Origin of the sequence: Streptomyces sp. NPDC056738, assembly GCF_042790435.1 — a bacterium.
GTDB lineage: Bacteria > Actinomycetota > Actinomycetes > Streptomycetales > Streptomycetaceae > Streptomyces.
The window spans coordinates 128,042-148,772 of sequence record NZ_JBHTZF010000018.1; the positions used below are offsets into that span (position 1 = coordinate 128,042).

Sequence of the window (20,731 nt, forward strand, 5' to 3'; positions counted from 1 at the left end):
CGCTTACACGCGTTCCCGCGCGCACACGCGGGGCCGCCGTGATGTGCTGGAGGGGTGCGCCTCGACCGGAAGGCCCTCTCACCCCCTCTGCGTCCGGCGAACCTGCTGTCGGCCCGGCAACTCGCGTTCGCCTGGTCCGTGATGGCGGCGATCGCCCTCCTCGCCTGGGTGCTGGTGGTCGGCCAGGCCCGTGACATGGGGGTCGAGCCGGGAACGATGGGGATGGACGTCCCGCTGTTCCTGCTGCTGTGGCTGGTCATGATGATCGCCATGATGTTCCCGTCGGTGGCCCCGGTGGCCCTCACCTGGGCGCGGTCCATCGGGCGCCAGTCGCCCACGAGAGGCGTGCGGGTGGCTCGGACCGCCCAGTTCGTCGGCGGGTACCTGCTGGTCTGGACGGCCTTCGGCCTGATCGCCTACGGGCTCCTCGCCTGGACCGGGACCCTGGTGGACGAGCACCCGGGCGCCGGGCGCTGGATCGGCGCCGGGGCCTTCCTGGTCGCCGGGCTGTACCAGTTCGGCTCGTGGAAGGAGATCTGCCTGCGGCACTGCCGGAGCCCCATGGGCCAGCTCGTGCGCTACACGGGCTTCCGGCCCCGGGTCCGCGATCTGCGGGTCGGGGCGCATCACGGGGCGTACTGCGTGGGCTGCTGCTGGGGGCTGATGGTCGTGCTCGTCCCGCTGGGCGTCATGAACATCCTGGCGATGGCCGCCCTGGCCGTCGTGATCTTCGTGGAGAAGCTCTGGCGGCTGGGCCCCGTCTTCTCGCAGGTCGTCGGGGCCGCCTTCCTCGTCCTCGCGGTACTGAGCCTCTTCCAGCCCTGGCTGCTGCCGGGCCTGATCCCGCCCGAGTCGCCCATGACGGAGATGCTCACTCCCTAGGGGACCGGCCCCGGGTCCGCCATGGACGACGGTGGCGGACACTGGAGCGGTCAGGATGGATCAGCAACCGGCCGGACCGGCGGTCCGGCGACGGAAGGCAGGCGGATGACCCACCCGATCACCGTGGGCGTGGACGGATCTCCCGAGAGCAGGGCGGCGCTGGCCTGGGCCGCCCGCGAGGCCGTCCGCCGGGACGTGGCCGTGCGGGTGGTGTACGCCTGGCACTGGCCGCCGCACGACATGGTCGGCGGTGGTGACCGCGAGGACCAGGCACGCTGGGCCCACGGCATGATCGAGGACGCGGCCCGCACGGTCACCGGCCGGCACGACGGTCTGCATGTGACGGTCGACGTGATCGACTCCGCCGGAGGCGACGTCGTGGAGGCACTGCTGGGCGTCGCGGCCGACACGGGGACCTTGGTGCTCGGGTCGCGCGGCTACGGCGCGTTCGTCGGCTTCCTGCTCGGCTCCGTCGGCCAGCGGGTGATCGCCGAGGCGCCGTGCCCGGTGGTGCTGGTGCGCTCCGAGGACCGGCCCGAGGACGAGGCGGGCGGCCGGGAGATCGTCGTCGGGCATCAGGGCGGTCCCGAGGACGACGCCGGTCTCCGGTTCGCGTTCGAGACCGCGGCGGCCCGAGGCGCGGCGGTACGGGCCGTACGGGCGTGGAGCCTGCCGCCGGTGTTCGCCTACAGTCCCGGTTCGCTGAAGATGCTCGACGAGGCCGGCGGCCTGGAGCCGTACGAGCGGAAGGCGCTGGCCGAGGCGCTCCAGCCGTGGCGCGAGCGGTTCCCCCAGGTGCCCGTCACCCAGCACATCGAGATGGGCAGCGCGGGCCAGGTGCTGCTGTCCCTCTCCGGCCGGGCCCAGTTGATGGTCGTCGGCCGCCGGGCCGACCGTTCCGCCGTGGGCGCCCGGATCGGTTCGGTGGCCCACGCGGTGATGCACCACGCGCCCTGCCCCGTGGCGGTCGTTCCGCACTCCTGACCCGGGACCGGGTCAGGAGATCCCCGGGCCGGCCACGGACTACGTGTTGTCGGCCCGGGACATCCGCAGGGCGAGGTCCTGGAGCAGATCGGCCGTCTTGACGTCGGTCCGCCCGGAGTCGTGCAGGTCGGCGAGTTCGGAGAAGAGGAACGCGAAGGCGCCCACCAGCGAGATGGCGGCGGGCAGATAGGCGTCCGCGACCGCCTGCCCCGCCTCCGCGGGCCCGGCGTCGCCGGGCACCTCGACCCGCGGGAACACCTCGGTGACGAGGGCGCCCAGGTTGTTCTCGGCCGACTCGACCCCGTCCTCCTCGTCCTGGGCGATCCTGCGCACCATGGCGTTGGTCTCGGTGAGCACGCCGATGGCGCGCAGGATGATCTCCGTCTGTTCCATGCGGTGAGCCTAAACGGGCGAAGCCCCGCTGTGACCGGGATCTTGGTCTCGGGATGGTAGACAAGGCCCATGAACGACACCTCCCGCGCCCGCCGGGCCCGCGCGCGATGACCGCCGGCATCGACACCCCCGACCGCAGGGGCCGCACCGGACTCGACCGGACGGGCCGTGATCTGACCGGCAACCCACGGGTCAGGATCCGCGACGTGCAACTCCTGTCCTGTCACTGGTACGTGGAGCGCACCACCACCTTCGACCTCCAGCTCGCCGACGGAACCTGGAGCACCCAGGAGCGCGAGACGCACGACCGCGGCAACGGGGCCACGCTCCTGCTGTACGACGCCGAGCGTGAAACCGTCCTGCTGACCAGGCAGTTCCGCTATCCCGCGTATGTCAACGGCCACCTTGACGGCATGCTGGTCGAGACGCCCGGCGGCCTCCTCGACGAGGACGACGAACACCCCGAGGACGCGGTGCGGCGCGAGGTCGTCGAGGAGACCGGGCACACCGTCGGGGAGGTCGAGCACGTCTTCGACGTCTACATGAGCCCGGGTTCGGTCACCGAACGGGTGAGTTTCTACGCCGCTTCGTACGGCCCCTCCACCCGTACCCACGAAGGCGGCGGACTCGACGAGGAGGGCGAGGACATCGAGACGGTCGAACTGCCCTTCCGCGAGGCCCTGTCGATGATCCGCACCGGCGACATCGCGGACGCCAAGACGATCATGCTGTTGCAGTGGGCCGCGCTGGAAGGGCCCTTCGCCAAGGCTTGACCTCAAGAGCGCTCCAACAGCCAGACTCCCGTTCGGGCCCGGGGACTTCGGGCCCGAACGGGAGGGAACACCATGCGCTACCGCACCATCGGCACGGACCCGGCGACCCGCCGTGAGGTGAGTGTGCTCGCGCTCGGCGCGATGCTGTTCGGCTCGCTGACCGACGAGAAGACGTCGTTCGCGGTACTGGACCGCTATGTCGAGGCCGGCGGCAACTTCATCGACACGTCCGACAACTACGCGTACTGGACCGACGGCGGGCAGGGCGGCCAGAGCGAGGAACTGCTCGGACGCTGGCGGCGCAGCCGCGGCGTCGGCGACGAGATCGTCCTCGCGACCAAGCTCGGCGCTCGCCCGCTGGCCCCGGGCACCGGCTACGTCGACAACCCCGAGGGCCTGTCGGCCAAGGTGATCCGCGAGGCCGCCGACCGGAGCCGGGAACGCCTCGGCGTGGAGCGGATCGACCTTCTGTACGCGCACATAGAGGACCGCACCGTCGAACCGGGCGAGACCGTCCAGGCGTTCGCCGAACTCGTCGCGGGAGGCGCCGTCGGACTCCTCGGCGTGAGCAACCACGCCGTCTGGCGCGTCGAGCGGGCCCGCGCCCTGGCCGCCCTCGCCGGACTGCCCGGCTACGAGGTCCTCCAGTACCACCACAGCCTGCTGCGCCCCCGCTCCGACGTACCGAGCGGGCTCTTCCCCGAGGGAAACCTCGGTGCCGCGACCGGAGAACTCCTCAGCTACCTGGGGGCGGAGCCCGGACTGACCCTGGTCGCCTACTCGCCGCTGCTGGGCGGCGCCTACGGACGGCGGGACAAGCCGCTGCCGTCCGACTACGACCACCCGGGGAACGCGGCCCGGCTCGGCGTGCTCCGGGAGGTGGCGAAGGAGACGGGGGCGACCCTCAACCAGGTCGTGCTGGCCTGGCAGATCGGCGGCGAGCTGCCGGTGATCCCGCTGGCCGGCGCCTCCTCGGTCGCCCAGCTCGACGAGAACCTGGCCGCCCTGGACCTGGAACTCACCCCGGACCAGCGGGCCCGTCTGGACGCGGCCCACTGACACCCTCCGGCCCGCGTGTCCGCGCGCGGTTCCGGGCGCCCGCTAAGGGTGTTCGGTGCCGCGGGGCGGCCGGCGGGTGGTGAGCAGCAGCGCGATGTCGTCGGGGCGCTCCTCGGCCTGCCGTGCCTCCGCGGTGAGCAGATCGGCGGCGCGGGAGAGGGAGGGGGCGCGCGTCGTGCGGTGCCGCGGCGGGCCCGCGTCGGCCAGGGTCGCGCGAAGCGCCTCGATCCCGTCGTCGATGTCGGTGCCGGGCCGCTCGACCAGCCCGTCCGTGTAGAGGGCCAGGACGGCGTCGGGCTCCAGCACCAGGTCCGTCACGGGATAGTCGGCGTGCGGGTCGACGCCCAGGACCACGCCGCCCGGCAGGTCCAGGACCTCGGTGCGGCCGTCGGGGTGGCGCAGCAACGGCTGCGGGTGACCGGCCCGCGCCGCCTGCGCGACACCGGTCACCGGGTCCACCCGGACGTAGCAGCAACTCGCGAACTGGCCCGGGTCGAGATCGATGAGCAGCCGGTTGGTACCGCTCATGACCTCGTCCGGCGAGTGGTCCCCGAGGGCGAACGCCCGCACCGCGCTGCGCAGTTGGCCCATGGTGGCGGCGGCCTGGACCCCGTGTCCCTGGACGTCCCCGATGACGAGGGCGAGCCCGTCGCCGGCCTCGACGACGTCGTACCAGTCGCCGCCCACGTCCATGCCCACGGTGCCGGGCAGATAGCGGCCCGCCGTCTGGACGAGGGGGTGGGCCGACAGCCGGTGCGGGAGCAGCGCCTCCTGGAGCCCTCGGGCGAGCGCCGCCTCGTTGTCGTAGCGCCTGGCCCGTTCCAGGGACTGCGCGATCAGACCGGCGAGGGCGGTGAGCACCGTCCGCTCCTCGGTGCTGAACCCGCGGGGTTTGTCGAACCCGAGGATGCACGAGCCGACCGGGCGTCCGGAGGCGATCAGCGGAAGGAAGGCACGGGCGCCGACGGTGGCGTCCAGGGAGATGCCCGGGTAGGCGGCGGCGAGCTGCTCCATCGACTCGAAGAACAGCGGCCTGCCGCTGGTGAGCGCCTCGACGCCGGGCAGTTTGGCGTCCAGGCCCACACCGTCGAAGGGGGCGAGGAACCCCTGGGGGAAGCCGGTCTCCCAGGCCAGATAAAGCCGGCGGTCCTGCAGCAGGTAGATGGCCAGGCGGCGGCTGCCGAAGGCGGGCAGCAGCTCCCGCATCACCACCTCGGACACCTGCCGCGCGGTCACCGCCTCGGTCAGCGCGATCGCCAGGACGATGGGCCGGTACTGCGGTGCCGTGCCCGGGACACCGGTGTCGGGCTCCTCGACCCCGGCCCGTATCGCCTGCGCCGCCTCGACGTCGAACGAGGTGTTCCCGGTGGCGTCCGAGGCCCGCCCCAGCGGTGTGATCTTGCAGGTCACGCCACGCGGTCCCGGATAGACCGAGACGCTGAGCCAGGTTCCGCTGAGGTGGCCCGGAGACGTCGCGCTGCCGCTTCCCAGCGGGCTGCGGGCCCGGAAGTGCACCGGGTCCGGTGAGAGCAGCGCGCTGCGCAGATGGTCCTCGTAGGCGGGGTGGTCCATCCAGGGCACCACGTCGAACAGCAGCCGTCCCAGCAGCTCGGCGCTCGGGCGGCCGAGCAGCTCGGCGGCGCGCGGGTTGGCGTAGGTGATCAGCCCGATCCGGTCGATCGCGAAGACGCCCTCCGGGAGCAGGTCGGCCGCGCCGTCCGCGGCCGGTCCCGGTCCCGGGTCGACGAGCGCGCCGCTGACCCGGTAGGGCGGGTCCTCCGTCCCACCCGCGGTCCACAGTTCGAGGAGCCGCAGTCCGCCGCCGCCGGTGCGTACCGGCAGCGGATGGGGCGGCGGCCGGCCGGCCGCGGTCTCGCGCAGGGCGGCGAGCAGCAGCCGGGGTTCGTCGTGGGCCAGCGCGTCCGCGAAGGCCTCGGGGGTCCCGGCGAAGTCCTCCTGAGGGATCCCGAGGAGCGCCCACAGGGCGTCGTCCGCGATCAGCGTGCCGTCGTCCGGATCCCAGGTGAAGCCGCCGACGCACCGGGTGGACGGGCCGTCGACCGGCGGCCGGGTCCCCAGAGGTTCGCCGTCCCACAGGACCGATGCCCCGGCCTTGTCCAGTCGCGCCAGGTCCGCTCCGAGCTCCGCCGCCACCGCCGTCATCCGGTCGCGGTCCGGCAGGACCTCGGTGGCGTCGGAGGCCGGCGGGCGCAGGACGAGCAGGACGCCGTACGAGGTGGAGTCGCCGACGACGGGCACGTAGAGCGAACCGAACTGGAACGGCAGTCCGGCCGCGAGCTGGGGGTAGCGGCGCATCGTCTCCGTCGGATCGGCGAGCAGCACCTCCACCCCGAGCCGATGGGCGTCCGCCACCGGGAACGGCCGGTCCACGTGCATGCGCGACCAGGGGCGGAAGAGGGGTCCCGGCAGGCCCGCGAGTACGGCGAGGCGCAGCAGTCCTGGAGTGCCGGAGCGCAGATACACGCCCCCCGCGAAGCCGCGGGCGGCCCGGATCGCGTCCGTCACCGCGTCGGTGAGCAGGGAGGTCAGGCTGTCCGGCGCCCGGCCTTCACGCTCGGCGCTCCCTCTCATCTGTCTGCCTTCGTCCGCCCGCCACCTGGGGGGTAACACAGCAAGAATGCGCCTCTCGGGTCGCTCACCGCACCTCGGCGTCCTCGAGGGCACCAAGCGGTGAGGCCATTCTTCCCGGCAGCGCCCGAATGTGCCCTGCGTGAACATACCGGCTCGGGGCCGGTTCGGGAGCTGTCGGGAAGCGAGTGATTCAGGGGCCCGGGCCGGGCCGGAGCGCCTCGGCCGCGGTGGCCGCCACCGCCTCGGCCACCGCCCCGAGCGCGGGGAAGTCGAGCTTCCACTGCTGCCAGAACAGCGGGACGTCGATGCCCCGGCCCGCCGTGAGGGGGACCAGCCGCCCGGCGCGCAGCAGCGGCCCCGCCTGGACCTCGGGCACCATGCCCCAGCCCATTCCGGCCGCCACGGCGTCCACGAACCCCTCGGACGTGGGCACGAAATGGCGCAGCGCGCTCGCTCCGGGACCGCCGGAGAGGGCGCGGACGAAGTCGTCCTGGATGTCGTCGGCGCGGTCGAAGGCCACCACAGGGGCGGAGCCGATCAGCTCGCGCAGGGGTGTGCCGCTCCCGGTGCCGAGCCACCGTTCGGCGCAGCCGGGGCTCGCCACCGGCAGATAGCGCATGGTCCCCAGGGCGCGTACGGAGCAGCCGGCCACCGGGTCGGGCGAGGAGGTGACCGCCGCCATCACCACTCCCTCGCGCAGCAGGGCGGCGGTGTGGTCCTCGTCCTCGCGGCGCAGTTCGAAGCAGAGCCCGAGTCCGTCCGGCACGCGGGCGAGGGCCGGCAGGAACCAGGTCGCCAGCGAGTCGGCGTTCACCGCGATCGACAGCCGGGTGGGCTCACCCGTGCCGGACATGCCGAGCTCGGCGTGCGCGTCCCGCTCCAGCAGGGCGAGCCGGCGCGCGAAACGCACGACGATCTCGCCGGACTCGGTCGGGCGCACCGGCTTGGTCCGCGTCAGCAGGACCCTGCCGGTGCGTTGTTCGAGTGCCTTGACCCGCTGGCTCACGGCGGAGGGCGTGACATGGAGGGCGGCGGCCGCCGCGTCGAAGGTGCCCTCGTCGACCACGGCGAGCAGGGTGCGCACCTGGTCGAGGGGGAGTTCCGCCATCACGAACGCTAAGGATACGTAAGAATCTTTAGCTGTACTCCTGGCGATCCGCTTTCTAGCGTCAATGCCATGACAGACGCTCTCGCCGCAGCGGCCGCCGGATTCGGCGCCGGACTCTCCCTCATCGTCGCCATCGGCGCGCAGAACGCCTTCGTCCTGCGCCAGGGCGTCCGCCGGGACGCGGTCCTCGCCGTCGTGGGCATCTGCGCGCTGTCCGACGCGGTGCTCATCGCGCTGGGGGTCGGCGGAGTCGGCGCGGTGGTGGTGGCCTGGCCCGGGGCGCTCACCGCGGTCGGCCTGATCGGCGGCTGTTTCCTCATCGGCTACGGAGCCCTCGCCGCCCGGCGGGTGCTGAAGCCGTCGTCCCTGCGGGCGGCCGGCGGATCCCCGGGTTCCTGGCGCCGCGCCGTCCTCACCTGCCTCGCCCTGACGTGGCTCAACCCGCACGTGTACCTCGACACCGTGTTCCTGCTCGGCTCGCTGGCGGCCGGCCGCGGATCGCTGCGCTGGACGTTCGGGCTGGGCGCGGCGCTCGCGAGCCTGTGCTGGTTCGCCGCCCTCGGGTTCGGCGCGCGCCTCCTCGGCCGCCTCCTCGCCCGGCCCGGGTCCTGGCGCGTGCTGGACGGGCTGGTCGCCACGACCATGATCGCGATGGGCGCCATGCTGATCGCCGGCGCGTGAACGCCGTACGCCCTCAGTACGCCCCCCTGGCCCGCCCCGCCCGGTGACCGCACGCCCCGTGACCCGATCCGGTCCCCCGGGGAACACGAGCCGTCCACGCTCGGCCATAGTGATCCTCGAATCGAAAGATGTAGCGAGCAACCAGGATGAGCGTGGACACGAGCCAGAGCAGTACGGACAACGGCGCCGCGGGGCCCGACGGGAGCCGCGGCGCCGAGGAGCCCGAGCGGAGCGCCGGCGCCGCGGGGGCCGAGCCGAGCGCGGAGGCCGAGGGGCCCGACCGCACCGGATGGCGTCGATGGGCCATGGACACCCGGCCGCTGCGCCGCCCCGCCTACCGCCGGCTCTGGACGTCCACCGCCGTCACGTCCGTGGGCAGCCAGCTCACCGCCGTCGCCGTGCCCAAGCAGATCTACGACATCACCGGATCCTCGGCCTGGGTCGGCTACGCCAGTCTCGCCGGACTGGTGCCGCTGGTCGTGTTCGCCCTGTGGGGCGGCGCGATCGCCGACAGCGTGGACCGCCGCAAACTGCTCCTCGTCACCAACACCGGCATAGCCGTCACCTCACTGCTCTTCTGGGCGCAGGCCGTCAGTGGGCTGGACTCGGTGCTCGTCCTGATGGTTCTGCTCGCCCTCCAGCAGGCGTTCTTCGGCCTCAACTCCCCGGCCCGCAGCGCCTCCATCGCCCGGCTCGTCCCGGCCGACGAACTGCCCGCCGCCAACGCGCTCGGCGCGACGGTCATGCAGACCGGCTCGGTGGCCGGACCCATGCTCGCCGGTGCGCTCATCCCCCTCATCGGGCTGCCCGAGCTCTACCTGATCGACGCCCTCGCCCTGACCGTCACCGTGTGGGCCGTCCTGCGGCTCCCCGCGCTGCCGCCCCTCGGCAGAGCCGCCGCCCAGCGCGCCGGCCTGCGCGAAGTCGTCGCCGGCTTCCGCTACATCGCCCTGCACAAGGTGCTGCTGCTGTCGTTCCTCGCCGACATCATCGCCATGGTCCTCGGCATGCCGCGCGCCCTGTTCCCGCAGCTCGCCGCCGAGACGTACGGCTCCTACGGCGAAGGACTCGCGCTCGGCCTGCTGTTCGCGGCGATCCCCGTCGGCGCCGTCGTGGGCGGACTGATGTCGGGCACCTTCTCCCGCGCCCGCCGGCACGGTCTGATGGTCATCGTCTCCGTCGCCGCCTGGGGCGCGGCCATCGCCGGGTTCGGTCTCAGCGGCAGCCTGTGGCTCGCCGTGGCGTTCCTGGCCCTGGCCGGCGTCGCCGACATGGTCTCCATGGTGTTCCGCGGCGCGATCCTGCTGTCCGCCGCCACCGACGAGATGCGCGGACGGCTCCAGGGCGTCTTCACCGTGGTCGTCGTGGGCGGTCCGCGCGTCGCCGACGTCCTGCACGGCACGGCCGGTTCGGCCTTCGGAGCACCCGCCGCGGTCGCCGGCGGAGGCCTGCTGGTGATCGTCGCGGTGCTTGTGCTCGCTTTTGTCACACCGGCCTTGAGGCGTTACACAATCTGAATCTGAAAAACGACCATGGTGGTTCTAGAGTGACCGCCATGGTGGACACGCGGCCTACGTCGGCCTTCCACGCGCAGAACATCAGCGCGGACAGCACCTCCCGTCTGGTGGGCGCTCTCGACGCCCAGGACGTCAACGACGGCGTGCAGCGCCTGCGTTCGTGGGCGCACGCGGCGCTGGCCGTACGGCCGGGGGAGCGGGCGCTCGACATCGGCGCGGGCACCGGATCCCAGACCCGTCGTCTCGCCGCGGCCGTCGGCCCCCGCGGCAGGGTGCTCGGCATCGAGCCCAACCCCGGACTGCGCGCCGTGGCCGAACAGCGCGGGACCGAGGAACGCAGTGCCGCGCGCTTCGCCGACGCCGACGCCCTCTCCCTGCCGCTGCCCGACGCCACCGTCGACGTCGTGTGGTGCGAGCGGGTCCTCCAGCACCTCGCGGAACCGGAGAAGGCCGTCTTCGAGATAGCGCGCGTGCTGCGCCCCGGTGGACGCGTCGCCCTGCTGGACACCGACTGGGCGACCACGATCCTGCACCCCGGTGACCCCGAGACGATCGCCGCGCTCACCACCGGCGCGCTGTCCGCCGCCGCCGACCCGTACTCCGGACGCAAGCTGGTGGGACGGCTGACGGCCGCCGGCCTCGTCGTCGACGACCGCGGATCGCAGGCCCTGCTCCAGGACCACAAGTCGGTCGCCTGGCCGCTCATCCGCATGCTCGGCGACTCGGCGCTCAACCGCGGCCTCATCGACGAGACGCGGCGCGACCGCCTGTACGAGGACCTCTCGGAAGCCGCGCGTCAGGGCGGTCTGCACATGTCGGTGACGATGTTCGGGGCCGTGGCGCACCGTCCGGAATGACCGGGCCCGGCCCAGGACGGACGGGGCTGTAGCTTGTCCAGATTCACGGCGTAGCGCCCGGATTGATCCGGAATACAATGGAATGGCCGTCGCTGACGGGCCAGTACGCAGATTTCCCCTGGTATTGGGGGTACGCGAACACCATGTACACCGCGAGCCAAGATCTGATCACAGCCAGCTCATCGCTGAACGCGGGCGCCGCCTTCATCGGCGGCCTCATCATCGCCGGTGCCCTCGTCTGGGCCGTCCGGATGGGCATCAGGGTCCGGAACCTGGAATCGCGCCCGCCCACTCCCGAGGAGCAGCCGAGGCTGCCGGACGGCGGGGCGGTGCACGAGGAACGCGAGATGCGAGAACCCGACGAGGTCCCGCACGCCGTGGACGAGAGTGAGCGGCTGATGCCGTACAACATGCACTCCGCGGGCACGAAACACGCCGATGACCAGCACCGCAAGCGCTGGCAGCCCGGATCCAGCGGGTCCTTCGGCAGCGGCGGACCCGGCAGAACCTGAGCCGGGACCGAAGGAGCCGACCGCCGCGCGCGGCCGGCTCCTTCACGTCCGCGCACCCGGTCCCGGTTTACGGGAGATCGGCCGCCGAGTCCTCGGGGGCGAGGTCGGGACGCAGCCGCAGCCAGGACGGCTGGCGGAGCAGTCCGGCACGCGTACGGGTGCTGTAGCGGACCTCGCCCACCAGCCGGGGGAGCACCCAGCGCGCCTCGGCCGCCCGCGGGACGGTGTCGAACGGACAGCGGCCCGTCTCCGCGGCCCGCAGCAGCCGGGCGAGTTCGGCCCGTTCGGCCGCGTTCCAGCCCGTACCCACGCTCCCGACGTAGCGCAGCCCTCCCTCGGCGCGCTGGCCCACCAGCACGGCGCCGGGCAGTCCGGACAGACGCCCTTTCCCGGGGACCCAGCCGCCGACGACGACGTCCGCGGTCCTCATGTTGCGGATCTTGATCCAGGACCGTGAGCGCACGCCGGGCTCGTACACCGAGTCGAGCCGTTTGCAGACCAGCCCCTCCAGACCGCTCGCCCGTGTCGCCCGCAGGGCCTCCTCGCCGTGCCCCACGAGTGCCGTCGGCGTCGACCAGAACGGGCCCTGCAGAGAGAGGTTCTCCAGCGTCTGCCGCCGTCGCGCGTAGGGCAGGCCCGTGAGATCGCCGTCCAGATGCATGACGTCGAACAGGACGAGATGAGCGGGCGCCTGCCCGGCGCGCCGGGCCGCCCGGTCCGGCGACCGGGCCAGACCCATACGGGACTGCAGGAGCTGGAAGTCGCCCCGGCCCTGGTCGTCCAGGACCAGCACCTCGCCGTCCAGGACCGCAGCCGTCGTGCCGAGCACACCGCCGAGGGCCCGCAGTTCCGGGTAGGCGGCGGTGATGTCCTCGCTGGAGCGGGCCCGCAGGGTCACGCTGCCGTCCCCGGGGAGATACACCACCGCCCGCTGACCGTCCTGCTTCGTCTCGTACGCCCACCGCATGTCCTGACCGGGGGCCGGCAGCGATCCGGGTGTCGCGAGCATGGGCGCGATCAAGGTCAGCTTCACACCTCCTGTCTGGACCCGCCACCCCCCACCCACGCGTCCCCACCCCACGTTTCCCCTGAACGGCCCCACCGGCTCACCGCGGCCTGCCGTCCGCGGCCTTCAGCCCCAGCCGCCGGTGCAGTGCCTCCGGATCGGTGCGCCGCGCCGTGGCGTACGCGTCCTCGAAGAAGGGGAAGACCACACTGCCCCGCCTGGCGCGTTCGGCCCGGATGTACGGCTCCAGGACCTCCCACGTCCGCATCAGGCGGTAGTGCGTCAGGCTCGTCAGGATCTCCGAGTTGACGATGTCGAAGCGCATCATGATGGAGACCGCCTCGAAGACGAACGCGACGTTCCACGCGCGGTACTTGGCATCGCCCGGCAGGAGGTCGATGCCGTCGTCGGGGCTGTGCTGCGAGGCGAGCTCGAACAGCACCCAGCGCTGGTCGCGCTGGAACTCGGGGTCGCGGATGTGCGTCAGCAGCACTTCGGTCGTCATGGCCAGGTCGCTGTCCGCCCGGGCCCGTCCGATCTGCCGGACGACCCCCCAGGTCGACGCCGCCAGAGCCATCACCGACATCACCAACGAGATGATGTTGAACACCTGAACCGTCCTCCCCCGGCAGACCGCACGCGCGTTCCTTCCTGATACCCGCGCGAGCGGTTCGTCGGAACCCGGGGGAGGCTCGGATCGGAGCCCTAGTCCTCCAGCGCCCGGGTGATCAGTGTCTGGAGGTACAGGCCGCGGTGGGCGTCGAGGGGGCCGGGGTCGTTCGTGCGGACGGCCGTCGCGAACTCGTGGCGCAGTACGGGCCAGGACTCCTCGTGGTCGAGGGTTCCGAAGTCCAGGGCCAGCTCGGGGTGGCGGCCGAACAGTTCGACGCGGGTGATCCCGCGCTCGACCTCGACCGAACCCGACAGGGAGGCCTGGCTCACGGCGCCGCTCTCGTGCTCGCAGGTGAGTTCGAGCCAACGGCGCGGGTCCCCGGCGCCGCGCACCCGGACGATCGGGCCCAGGGCCGCGTCCAGCAGATCGAGCAGATGCGGTCCGAGGTCCAGGAGCGCTCCGTGCTCCAGGCGCCACGGGGTCGCGAAGTCACCGCCCAGGAACGCGCCGCTGATACCGCAGGACCGCGCGCCCGAGACGTCCAGGGTCCGCGCCGTCGCGAGGAACCGCCGGGCCGCCGGGTGGTAGCGGTTCGTCAGGACGAGCTGGGACACCACGCCCGAGGCGTCGATCGCGTCCACGAGCCGCCGTGCAGCGGGCAGGTCGAGCGCGAGCGGCTTCTCCAGGAGCAGGGCCTTGCCCGCCTCGGCCGCCCGTACCGCCAGTTCGGCCTGGACCGAGGGCGGAACCGAGAAGGCCACCGCCTCGCAGCCGTCGAGCAGTTCCTCGAACGAGGCGGCGACCCCCGCGCCGTACGGAACCGCCGTCTCGCGAGCGGCCTCCGGCCGGCGGGCCCACACCGACGTCAGCACCGTCTCCGGTCCGGCGGCGAGCACCCGGGCGTGCACGGCCCGCGCCCAGGGCCCCGCGCCGACGAGCCCCACCCTCACGGGTGCGTGGTTCCAGGTGGGCGAGGTGGTGGTCACGGCATCTCCTCTGCGCTGTACGGGGTCTGACACGCCGTCGGCCGACCGCGCCGACGCGAGGGAACGACGGCTTCCGACGCCGGATCCTCGGACGTGTGGACCGACTTCATCACGGTGTTCCGGTGTTCGGCCAGCGGTCGGCGCCCAGGCGCGAAAGCCCGGCGCGCGATCCCGGAAAGCGCGCCTCTGTCGGTCCCCGCCGCCCGCGCGCCATCATGCCGGACATGGATCCCACACAGGACAAAGCAGGCTTCGGAGGCGGTACGGGCCTGCCCGCGCTGCCGGAGGACTGGGAGCGGTGTCTGGCCGTGGCCGCCCACCCGGACGACATCGAGTACGGCACGGCCTGTGCCGTCGCACGCTGGACGGCCCAGGGCAAACAGGTGAGCTATCTGCTCGCGACCAGGGGAGAGGCCGGCATCGACGGCCTGCACCCGGACCGCGCGGCGCCGCTGCGCGAGGCCGAGGAACGGGCCGGCGCACGGCGGGTCGGCGTCGAGACCGTCGAGTTCCTCGATCACCGCGACGGAGTCGTCGAGTACGGGACCCCGCTGCGCCGGGAGATCGTGCGCGCGATGCGCCGCCACCGGCCCGACGTCGTGGTGTCCGGCGCGTTCACGGTACGGATGATCGGCGGCATGACCAACCAGGCGGACCACCGGGCGGTGGGCCTGGCCGCACTCGACGCGGCCCGCGACGCGGGAAACCGCTGGATCTTCCCCGAACTCGCCGACGAGGGACTGGAACCCTGGAACGGCATCCGGATGGTGTGCCTCGCCGGAGCGGAACAGCCCACGCACGGCGTCGACGTCACCGGCGAACCCCTCGAACGCGGCATCGCCTCCCTTGAGGCGCACGCCGAGTACACCAAGGGCCTGGGCGCGGGCGCCTTCGAACCGCGCCCGTTCCTCACCTGGGCGGCCGGCATGGGCGGAGCCGCGCTCGGCGTCGAGTCCGCCGTCCTCTTCGACGTCCACCAGCTCGTCCCGGACGGTCCGCCGCCCTGGGTGTGAGCACGAGGGGCCCACCGGCCCCCGCGGGACGGCCACGACTTGACCTGATCGTGGGGGCCGAGGCGGGGACGGACTCATAGGCTGTGCGGGAGTGATCACCGTCGAACCGGAGGAGCGAACGTGACACCACGCCCGCACGAGGCCGCACGACGCACAACCGTCCTTCGCCGCGAGGCCGTCGTCGCGGCCGTCCCCGTGGCCCTCGCCGCCCTGCTCACCGCGGCGGGCCCCGCCACGGCGGCCGGGACCGTGGGCGCCGCCGGCGCGGGAGACCCGTACTTCCCCCTCTCGGGCAACGGCGGCTACGACGTCCACCACTACGACCTGACGCTCGGTTACGACCCGCACAGCCGCAACCTCGACGGCAAGGCGGTCATCACCGCCAGAGCCACCCAGCGCCTGAGCCGGTTCGACCTCGATCTCAGCGGGCTGAAGGTCACCGGCGTAACCGTCGACCACGCCAAGGCCGCGTTCCGGCGTGACGGCCGGGAGCTCGTCGTCACCCCGAAGGACACCCTGCGCAAGGGCCAGGAGTTCCGCGTCACCGTCACCTACTCCGGCACCCCGAAGCCGGTCACCGACCCCGACGGTTCCCCCGACGGGTGGATCCCCACGGACGACGGCGCGTTCGTGGCCGGCGAGCCCCAGGGCGCGATGACCTGGTTCCCCGCCAACAGTCACCCCACGGACAAGGCGTCGTACGACTTCACGCTGACCGTCCCGAAGGGGAGCACCGCCGTCGCCAACGGCGTCCTGCTCGGGCAGCGGACCGCGAACGGCCGGACCACCTTCCGCTGGCGCCAGTCCGAGCCGATGGCGGCCTACCTCGCCACGGCGACCGTCGGCACGTTCAAGGTCGAGCAGTACACGACCCGCGACGGCCTCAAGATCTACAACGCCGTCGACCCCCGCGAGGCGGCCGCCGCCGCACCGGTCGTCAAGAAGCTGCCGTCCGTCCTCGCCTGGGAGAGCAAGCTCTTCGGCCCCTACCCCTTCCGGGCGGCCGGAGCCATCGTCGACCGGGCCCCGCAGGTCGGCTACGCCCTGGAGACCCAGACCCGTCCCGTGTACGACTCCGCGCCCGACCTGGACACCCTCGTCCACGAGAGCGCCCACCAGTGGTTCGGCGACTCCGTCACCCTGACCCGGTGGAAGGACATCTGGCTCAACGAGGGCTTCGCGACCTACGCCGAGTGGCTGTACGCCGAGCAGCACGGCGGCAAGAGCGCACAGAAGGCCTTCGACACGCTGTACGCCACGCCCGCGGGCAAGGACCTCTGGGCCTTCCCGCCCGGCGACCCGGGCAGCGGCGAGCACATCTTCGAGACCCCGGTCTACGCCCGTGGCGCCATGGTCCTGCACAAGCTGCGCACGGCCGTCGGCGATCCCGCGTTCTTCCGCATCCTGCGCACCTGGGCCACCGTCCACCGCGGCGGGCACGGTACGACGGCCCAGTTCATCCGGCTCTCCGAGCGGGAGTCCGGCAAGGACCTGTCGGGTCTCTTCCACACCTGGCTGTTCACGGCCGGAAAGCCCGCCTCGGCCTGAGACGGGCTTCCCGGTGGCTGCGGTCCGGCTCAGGCCGGCCGCAGCCACACCGTCGCGAGCGGCGGCAGCGTCAGCTCGATGCTGGTCGGCCGGCCGTGCATGCCGATCGCCTCGGCCTTGACGGGCTCGGGGTGGACGACGTCGCTGCCGCCGTAGCGGAGGCTGTCCGTGTTGAGGACCTCCTGCCAGGCGGGGACGTCCTCGGGGACGCCGAGGCGGTAGCCGTGCCGGACGGCGGGGGAGAGGTGGGTGACGGCGAGGAGCGGGGTGCCGTCGGCCGCGTGGCGCAGGAACGCGAAGACGTTGTCGTCGGCGGCGTCGCCGACGACCCACGTGAAGCCGGACGGGTCCGTGTCGCGTTCCCACAGCGCGGGCTCACCGCGGTAGAGAGTGTTGAGGTCACGGACGAGATCCTGGACCCCGCGGTGGTCGGCCTCGGCGCAGTAGTCGGGGTCGAGCAGCCACCATTCGGGGCCCTCGGCCTCCTTCCATTCCCCGCCCTGCGCGAACTCCTGCCCCATGAAGAGGAGTTGCTTGCCGGGGTGGGCCCACATGAAGCCGAGGTAGGCGCGGGCGTTGGCGCGCCGCTGCCACCAGTCACCGGGCATCTTGGAGACGAGTGCCTGCTTGCCGTGCACGACCTCGTCGTGGGAGATCGGCAGGACGTAGTTCTCGCTGTAGGCGTACACCATCGAGAAGGTCATCTCGTTGTGGTGGTACTTGCGGTGGATCGGCTGGTGCTGCATGTACTCCAGCGAGTCGTGCATCCAGCCCATGTTCCACTTGAGCCCGAAGCCGAGCCCCCCGTCGGACGTCGGACGGGTCACGCCCTCCCAGGCCGTCGACTCCTCGGCGATCGTGACGACACCGGGGTTGCGGCGGTAGACGGTGGCGTTCATCTCCTGGAGGAAGGCCACCGCGTCGGGGTTGTCCCGCCCGCCGAACTCGTTGGGGGCCCACTGGCCCTCTTCGCGGGAGTAGTCGAGGTAGAGCATGGAGGCGACGGCGTCGACGCGCAGGCCGTCGATGTGGAACTCCTCGCACCAGTAGGTGGCGTTGGCGACGAGGAAGTTGCGGACCTCGCGGCGGCCGTAGTCAAATTCGAGGGTTCCCCAGTCGGGGTGGTCGGCGCGCCGGGGGTCGGCGTGTTCGTACAGCGGGCGGCCGTCGAACTGGGCGAGGGCCCAGTCGTCGCGGGGGAAGTGCGCGGGCACCCAGTCCATGAGAACCCCGACCCCGGCCCGGTGCAGGGCGTCGACGAGGTACTTGAAGTCGTCGGGGGTTCCCAGGCGTGCGGTGGGCGCGTAGAACCCGGTGATCTGGTAGCCCCACGAGCCGCCGAAGGGGTGCTCGGCGACGGGCATGAGCTGGACGTGCGTGAAGCCGAGGTCGGTGACGTAGGCGGGGAGCTCGTCCGCCAGTTGACGGTAGGTCAGACCGGGACGCCAGGACGGGAGATGCACCTCGTACACCGAGAACGGCGCCTCGTGCAGCGGGCGGCGCTTCGCCCGCTCCTTCATCCACTTCGAGTCCTGCCACGCGTACGACGACCGGGTCACCACCGACGAGGTCGCCGGGGGCACCTCGGTGCGGCGGGCCATCGGGTCCGCGCGCAGGGTGCGGGAGCCGTCGGGGCGCGTGATGTCGAACTTGTAGAGCGCCCCCTCACCCATGCCGGGCAGGAACACCTCCCACACGCCGGACGATCCGAGCGAACGCATCGGGAACCCGGCGGCGCCGTCCCAGTGGCAGAAGTCCCCGCAGACCCGGACCCCCTGGGCGTTCGGCGCCCACACGGTGAAGCGCGTGCCCTCCACACCTTCGTGGGTCATCGGCTCGGCGCCCAGCGCCCGCCACAGCTCCTCGTGCCGGCCCTCGGCGATCAGATGCAGGTCGAACTCGCCGAGCGCGGGCAGGAACCGGTACGGGTCCTGCGTCTCGAACTCGCCGCTCTCGTACGTCACCACCAGGGTGTAGGCCGGAATCGCGTCGAACGGCAGGACCGAGCCGAAGAACCCGTCGCCCAGGTCGTCCAGCGCCGTGCGGTTCCCGTCCACGACCACCGCCACGCCCTGGGCGTACGGCCGCAGCGCCCGGAACACCACTCCGCCCGGCACCGGATGGGCCCCCAGCAGCGCGTGCGGATCGTGATGGGCGCCGGACAGCAGCCGCCCCCGATCCATGGGGTCCAACGCGGCTGGCTGCGCGGACGGGGCGGCGGGCTTGGCCCGTCGAACGCGGGAGGATGCGGTGCGGGTCACGGCTTGGGCCTCTCGAAGCTGGGAGTGTCGGATCGGTGGGCGGGAGTGCACAGACTGGTCGGTGGTCGGTGGTCGGTGGTCGGTGACCGGTGGTCGGTTGAGGTCGGTCGGTGCCGGGTGGTCGCCGGCGGTGGGTGGTCAGGGGCTGTCGGCGAGCCGTCCGACGGCCGCCATGGGCACGGGCAGCCAGTCGGGCCGGTGCCGTGCCTCGTACAGCACCTCGTACACGGCGCGGTCCGTCTCGTACGCGCGCAGCAGTTCGGGTTCCTCGCGCGGGTCCCAGGCCGCCGCGGCGGCGTAGCCCGCGCAGAAGGCCTCACGGCAGCGCTCCGCCCACTCGGGACGCCAGGGCTGCCGGGAGCGGGCCGCGTAGTCGAAGGACCGCAGCATGCCCGCGACATCGCGTACAGGCGACTGGACACGCCGACGTTCGCTGATCGGGCGGGCGGGTTCACCCTCGAAGTCGATGACCGACCACCGCTGCCCGGCGCGCAGGACCTGGCCGAGGTGGAGATCGCCGTGGATGCGCTGGGCGGGACGGACCGCGGAGTCCAGGGCGGCGAGCGCGTCGAACGCCGACCGCAAGCCGGGCGCGTGCGGGCGCAGTTCGGGAACGGAACGGACGGCGGAGTCGAGACGCCCGTGCATCGCCTCCGCGAGCCGCTGGTTGCGGTACGGGCTCGGCGCGTCCACGGGGAAGGCCTCGGCCAGGGTCAGGTGCACCTCGGCGGTGGCCCGGCCCAGTTCGTACGCCTCACCGGTGAAGTCCTGCCGCGAGCCGAGGGACTCGAGGGCCAGCGCCCAGCCGTCGGCGGCGCCGCGCAGGTACGGCTGGAGGACACCGAGGGTCGCCTCCTGCGGCTCCGAGGTCCGGAACCACGCGGCCGGCGCGGGGACGCGGGTGCAGCCCTGCCGGGCCAGGGCGCGGGGCACCTCCAGGTCCGGGTTGATGCCGGGCTGGACGCGCCGGAAGACCTTCAGTATGAAGGCGTCCCCGTAGACCAGCGAGGTGTTGGACTGCTCGGCGTCGAGGAGTCGCGGTGCCAGACCGGACGGCACCGTCACCCGCGGGTCGCGTTCGAACCGCAGCGGTCCCGCCGTACCCGAACGGCGCAGCCGCTCCAGGAGCAGCCCCGCGGCCTTCGGGTCGTGGAAGGCGTCGTAGACGGTCAGGTCGGCCAGCGGGCCGGCGCTCGCCCGGCCGATGAAGGCGTGGGCCAGCCGGGGCGGCAGGACCTCCCGCACACCGAGCAGCAGTTGGTAGCAGTCCTCGGCCGCGGGGGTGCCGGCCGTGCCGTGGGCGGGCGGGCCGAGGTGTTCGGTGCGGACCAGCAGATGCAGACACCCCGGGTACAGCTCGGTGGTCGACAGCAGGGTCAGGTCCGTCACGGGCCTGCCCTTGCCCGCGAACCAGCGCTGCCGCGGCAGCCAGGCGCGCAGCAGCTCGGCCAGCGAGGTGAGCAGCGGAGCGGTGTCGAGGCCGCTCGGACGCTGCAGAGCGGTGTTCGCCATGACGGCACGTCCTTTCAGGGGCGGGCGGGCTGTCGAGGGGTACGCGTTCACGATCGCCTCGTGGTGCCGGGCCCGACCGCGGGGCGCAGCCGGAACCAGTAGAAGCCGTGGCCGGCGAGGGTCAGCAGGTAGGGCAGTTCGCCGATGGCGGGGAAGCGCACGCCGCCGATGAGTTCGACCGGGTGCCTGCCGTTGAAGGCGCGCAGGTCGAGCTCGGTGGGCTGGGCGAACCGGGAGAAATTGTGCACGCACAGCACCAGGTCGTCCTTGTATTCCCGCAGGAAGGCGAGGACGGCGGGGTTGGAGGAGGGGAGTTCGGTGTAGGAGCCGAGTCCGAATGCCTTGTTCTGTTTGCGGATCTCGATCATGCGGCGGGTCCAGTGGAGCAGCGAGGAGGGCGACGACATGGACGCCTCGACGTTGGTGACCTGGTA

General features: G+C 72.5%; 19 protein-coding genes. 10 read left to right on the forward strand and 9 right to left on the reverse strand.

Features of this window, described 5'->3' with window-relative positions:
- The first annotated feature begins 54 nt into the window (after positions 1-54).
- Together ACFRIC_RS35975 and ACFRIC_RS35980 are read left to right on the forward strand one after the other, a co-directional pair.
- On the forward strand, positions 55-882 hold the full coding sequence (locus tag ACFRIC_RS35975) for a DUF2182 domain-containing protein (RefSeq protein ID WP_382795068.1): 828 nt from the start codon (positions 55-57) through the stop codon (positions 880-882).
- A 105-nt stretch (positions 883-987) separates the two neighbouring features.
- The gene (locus ACFRIC_RS35980) at positions 988-1,866 is read left to right on the forward strand and encodes a universal stress protein (RefSeq protein WP_382795071.1); all 879 of its coding nucleotides are present in this window, start codon (positions 988-990) and stop codon (positions 1,864-1,866) included.
- Positions 1,867-1,905: 39 nt separating this feature from the next.
- Here ACFRIC_RS35980 and ACFRIC_RS35985 read toward each other — a convergent pair whose 3' ends face one another.
- Positions 1,906-2,259, reverse strand: coding sequence for a hypothetical protein (locus ACFRIC_RS35985; RefSeq protein WP_361682348.1), 354 nt, complete (start codon positions 2,257-2,259; stop codon positions 1,906-1,908).
- Positions 2,260-2,366: 107 nt separating this feature from the next.
- Between ACFRIC_RS35985 and ACFRIC_RS35990 the strand changes: the two genes are divergently transcribed.
- Together ACFRIC_RS35990 and ACFRIC_RS35995 are read left to right on the forward strand one after the other, a co-directional pair.
- Positions 2,367-3,032, forward strand: a complete 666-nt coding sequence (locus ACFRIC_RS35990) for an NUDIX domain-containing protein (protein ID WP_382795073.1) — start codon at positions 2,367-2,369, stop codon at positions 3,030-3,032.
- A 72-nt stretch (positions 3,033-3,104) separates the two neighbouring features.
- Complete coding sequence (locus tag ACFRIC_RS35995) at positions 3,105-4,091, forward strand: aldo/keto reductase (RefSeq protein WP_382795076.1); 987 nt, start codon at positions 3,105-3,107, stop codon at positions 4,089-4,091.
- A 42-nt stretch (positions 4,092-4,133) separates the two neighbouring features.
- On the opposite strand, the gene ACFRIC_RS36000 is transcribed toward ACFRIC_RS35995, so the two are convergent.
- Entirely contained in the window at positions 4,134-6,683 is a 2,550-nt protein-coding gene (locus tag ACFRIC_RS36000) for a SpoIIE family protein phosphatase (protein ID WP_382795079.1), read from the reverse strand.
- Positions 6,684-6,873: 190 nt separating this feature from the next.
- Complete coding sequence (locus tag ACFRIC_RS36005) at positions 6,874-7,794, reverse strand: LysR family transcriptional regulator ArgP (protein ID WP_382795082.1); 921 nt, start codon at positions 7,792-7,794, stop codon at positions 6,874-6,876.
- Positions 7,795-7,860: 66 nt separating this feature from the next.
- Between ACFRIC_RS36005 and ACFRIC_RS36010 the strand changes: the two genes are divergently transcribed.
- The 4 genes from ACFRIC_RS36010 (at position 7,861) to ACFRIC_RS36025 (ending at position 11,358) form a co-directional block, all read left to right on the forward strand.
- Positions 7,861-8,472, forward strand: a complete 612-nt coding sequence (locus tag ACFRIC_RS36010; protein ID WP_382795084.1) for a LysE/ArgO family amino acid transporter — start codon at positions 7,861-7,863, stop codon at positions 8,470-8,472.
- 152 nt (positions 8,473-8,624) lie between these two features.
- Complete coding sequence (locus tag ACFRIC_RS36015) at positions 8,625-9,989, forward strand: MFS transporter (protein ID WP_382795121.1); 1,365 nt, start codon at positions 8,625-8,627, stop codon at positions 9,987-9,989.
- Positions 9,990-10,027: 38 nt separating this feature from the next.
- Positions 10,028-10,846: a methyltransferase domain-containing protein gene (locus tag ACFRIC_RS36020; RefSeq protein ID WP_382795086.1), complete on the forward strand. Its 819-nt coding sequence runs from the start codon at positions 10,028-10,030 to the stop codon at positions 10,844-10,846.
- Between the two features lie 143 nt (positions 10,847-10,989).
- Positions 10,990-11,358 carry a DUF6479 family protein gene (locus ACFRIC_RS36025; protein WP_382795091.1) on the forward strand — a complete coding sequence of 123 codons (369 nt, stop codon included), beginning with the start codon at positions 10,990-10,992 and terminating at the stop codon, positions 11,356-11,358.
- Positions 11,359-11,425: 67 nt separating this feature from the next.
- On the opposite strand, the gene ligD is transcribed toward ACFRIC_RS36025, so the two are convergent.
- The 3 genes from ligD to ACFRIC_RS36040 form a co-directional block, all read right to left on the reverse strand.
- The gene (gene ligD / locus ACFRIC_RS36030; RefSeq protein ID WP_382795123.1) at positions 11,426-12,367 is read right to left on the reverse strand and encodes a non-homologous end-joining DNA ligase; all 942 of its coding nucleotides are present in this window, start codon (positions 12,365-12,367) and stop codon (positions 11,426-11,428) included.
- A gap of 97 nt (positions 12,368-12,464) precedes the next feature.
- The gene (locus ACFRIC_RS36035) at positions 12,465-12,974 is read right to left on the reverse strand and encodes a hypothetical protein (protein ID WP_382795094.1); all 510 of its coding nucleotides are present in this window, start codon (positions 12,972-12,974) and stop codon (positions 12,465-12,467) included.
- Positions 12,975-13,069: 95 nt separating this feature from the next.
- Positions 13,070-13,963, reverse strand: coding sequence for a Gfo/Idh/MocA family protein (locus ACFRIC_RS36040; RefSeq protein WP_382795097.1), 894 nt, complete (start codon positions 13,961-13,963; stop codon positions 13,070-13,072).
- A 224-nt stretch (positions 13,964-14,187) separates the two neighbouring features.
- Between ACFRIC_RS36040 and ACFRIC_RS36045 the strand changes: the two genes are divergently transcribed.
- On the forward strand, positions 14,188-14,976 hold the full coding sequence (locus tag ACFRIC_RS36045; protein WP_382795100.1) for a PIG-L deacetylase family protein: 789 nt from the start codon (positions 14,188-14,190) through the stop codon (positions 14,974-14,976).
- A gap of 120 nt (positions 14,977-15,096) precedes the next feature.
- On the forward strand, positions 15,097-16,524 hold the full coding sequence (locus ACFRIC_RS36050) for a M1 family metallopeptidase (protein ID WP_382795103.1): 1,428 nt from the start codon (positions 15,097-15,099) through the stop codon (positions 16,522-16,524).
- A 29-nt stretch (positions 16,525-16,553) separates the two neighbouring features.
- Here ACFRIC_RS36050 and glgB read toward each other — a convergent pair whose 3' ends face one another.
- The 3 genes from glgB to ACFRIC_RS36065 form a co-directional block, all read right to left on the reverse strand.
- A complete protein-coding gene (glgB, locus tag ACFRIC_RS36055) occupies positions 16,554-18,818 on the reverse strand; it encodes a 1,4-alpha-glucan branching enzyme (protein WP_382795126.1) in 2,265 nt (754 codons plus the stop codon).
- 105 nt (positions 18,819-18,923) lie between these two features.
- A complete protein-coding gene (locus ACFRIC_RS36060) occupies positions 18,924-20,297 on the reverse strand; it encodes a maltokinase (protein ID WP_382795105.1) in 1,374 nt (457 codons plus the stop codon).
- A gap of 47 nt (positions 20,298-20,344) precedes the next feature.
- Positions 20,345-20,731 (reverse strand): alpha-glucosidase C-terminal domain-containing protein (locus ACFRIC_RS36065; protein ID WP_382795108.1); only part of this gene is annotated, 387 nt, incomplete at its 5' end.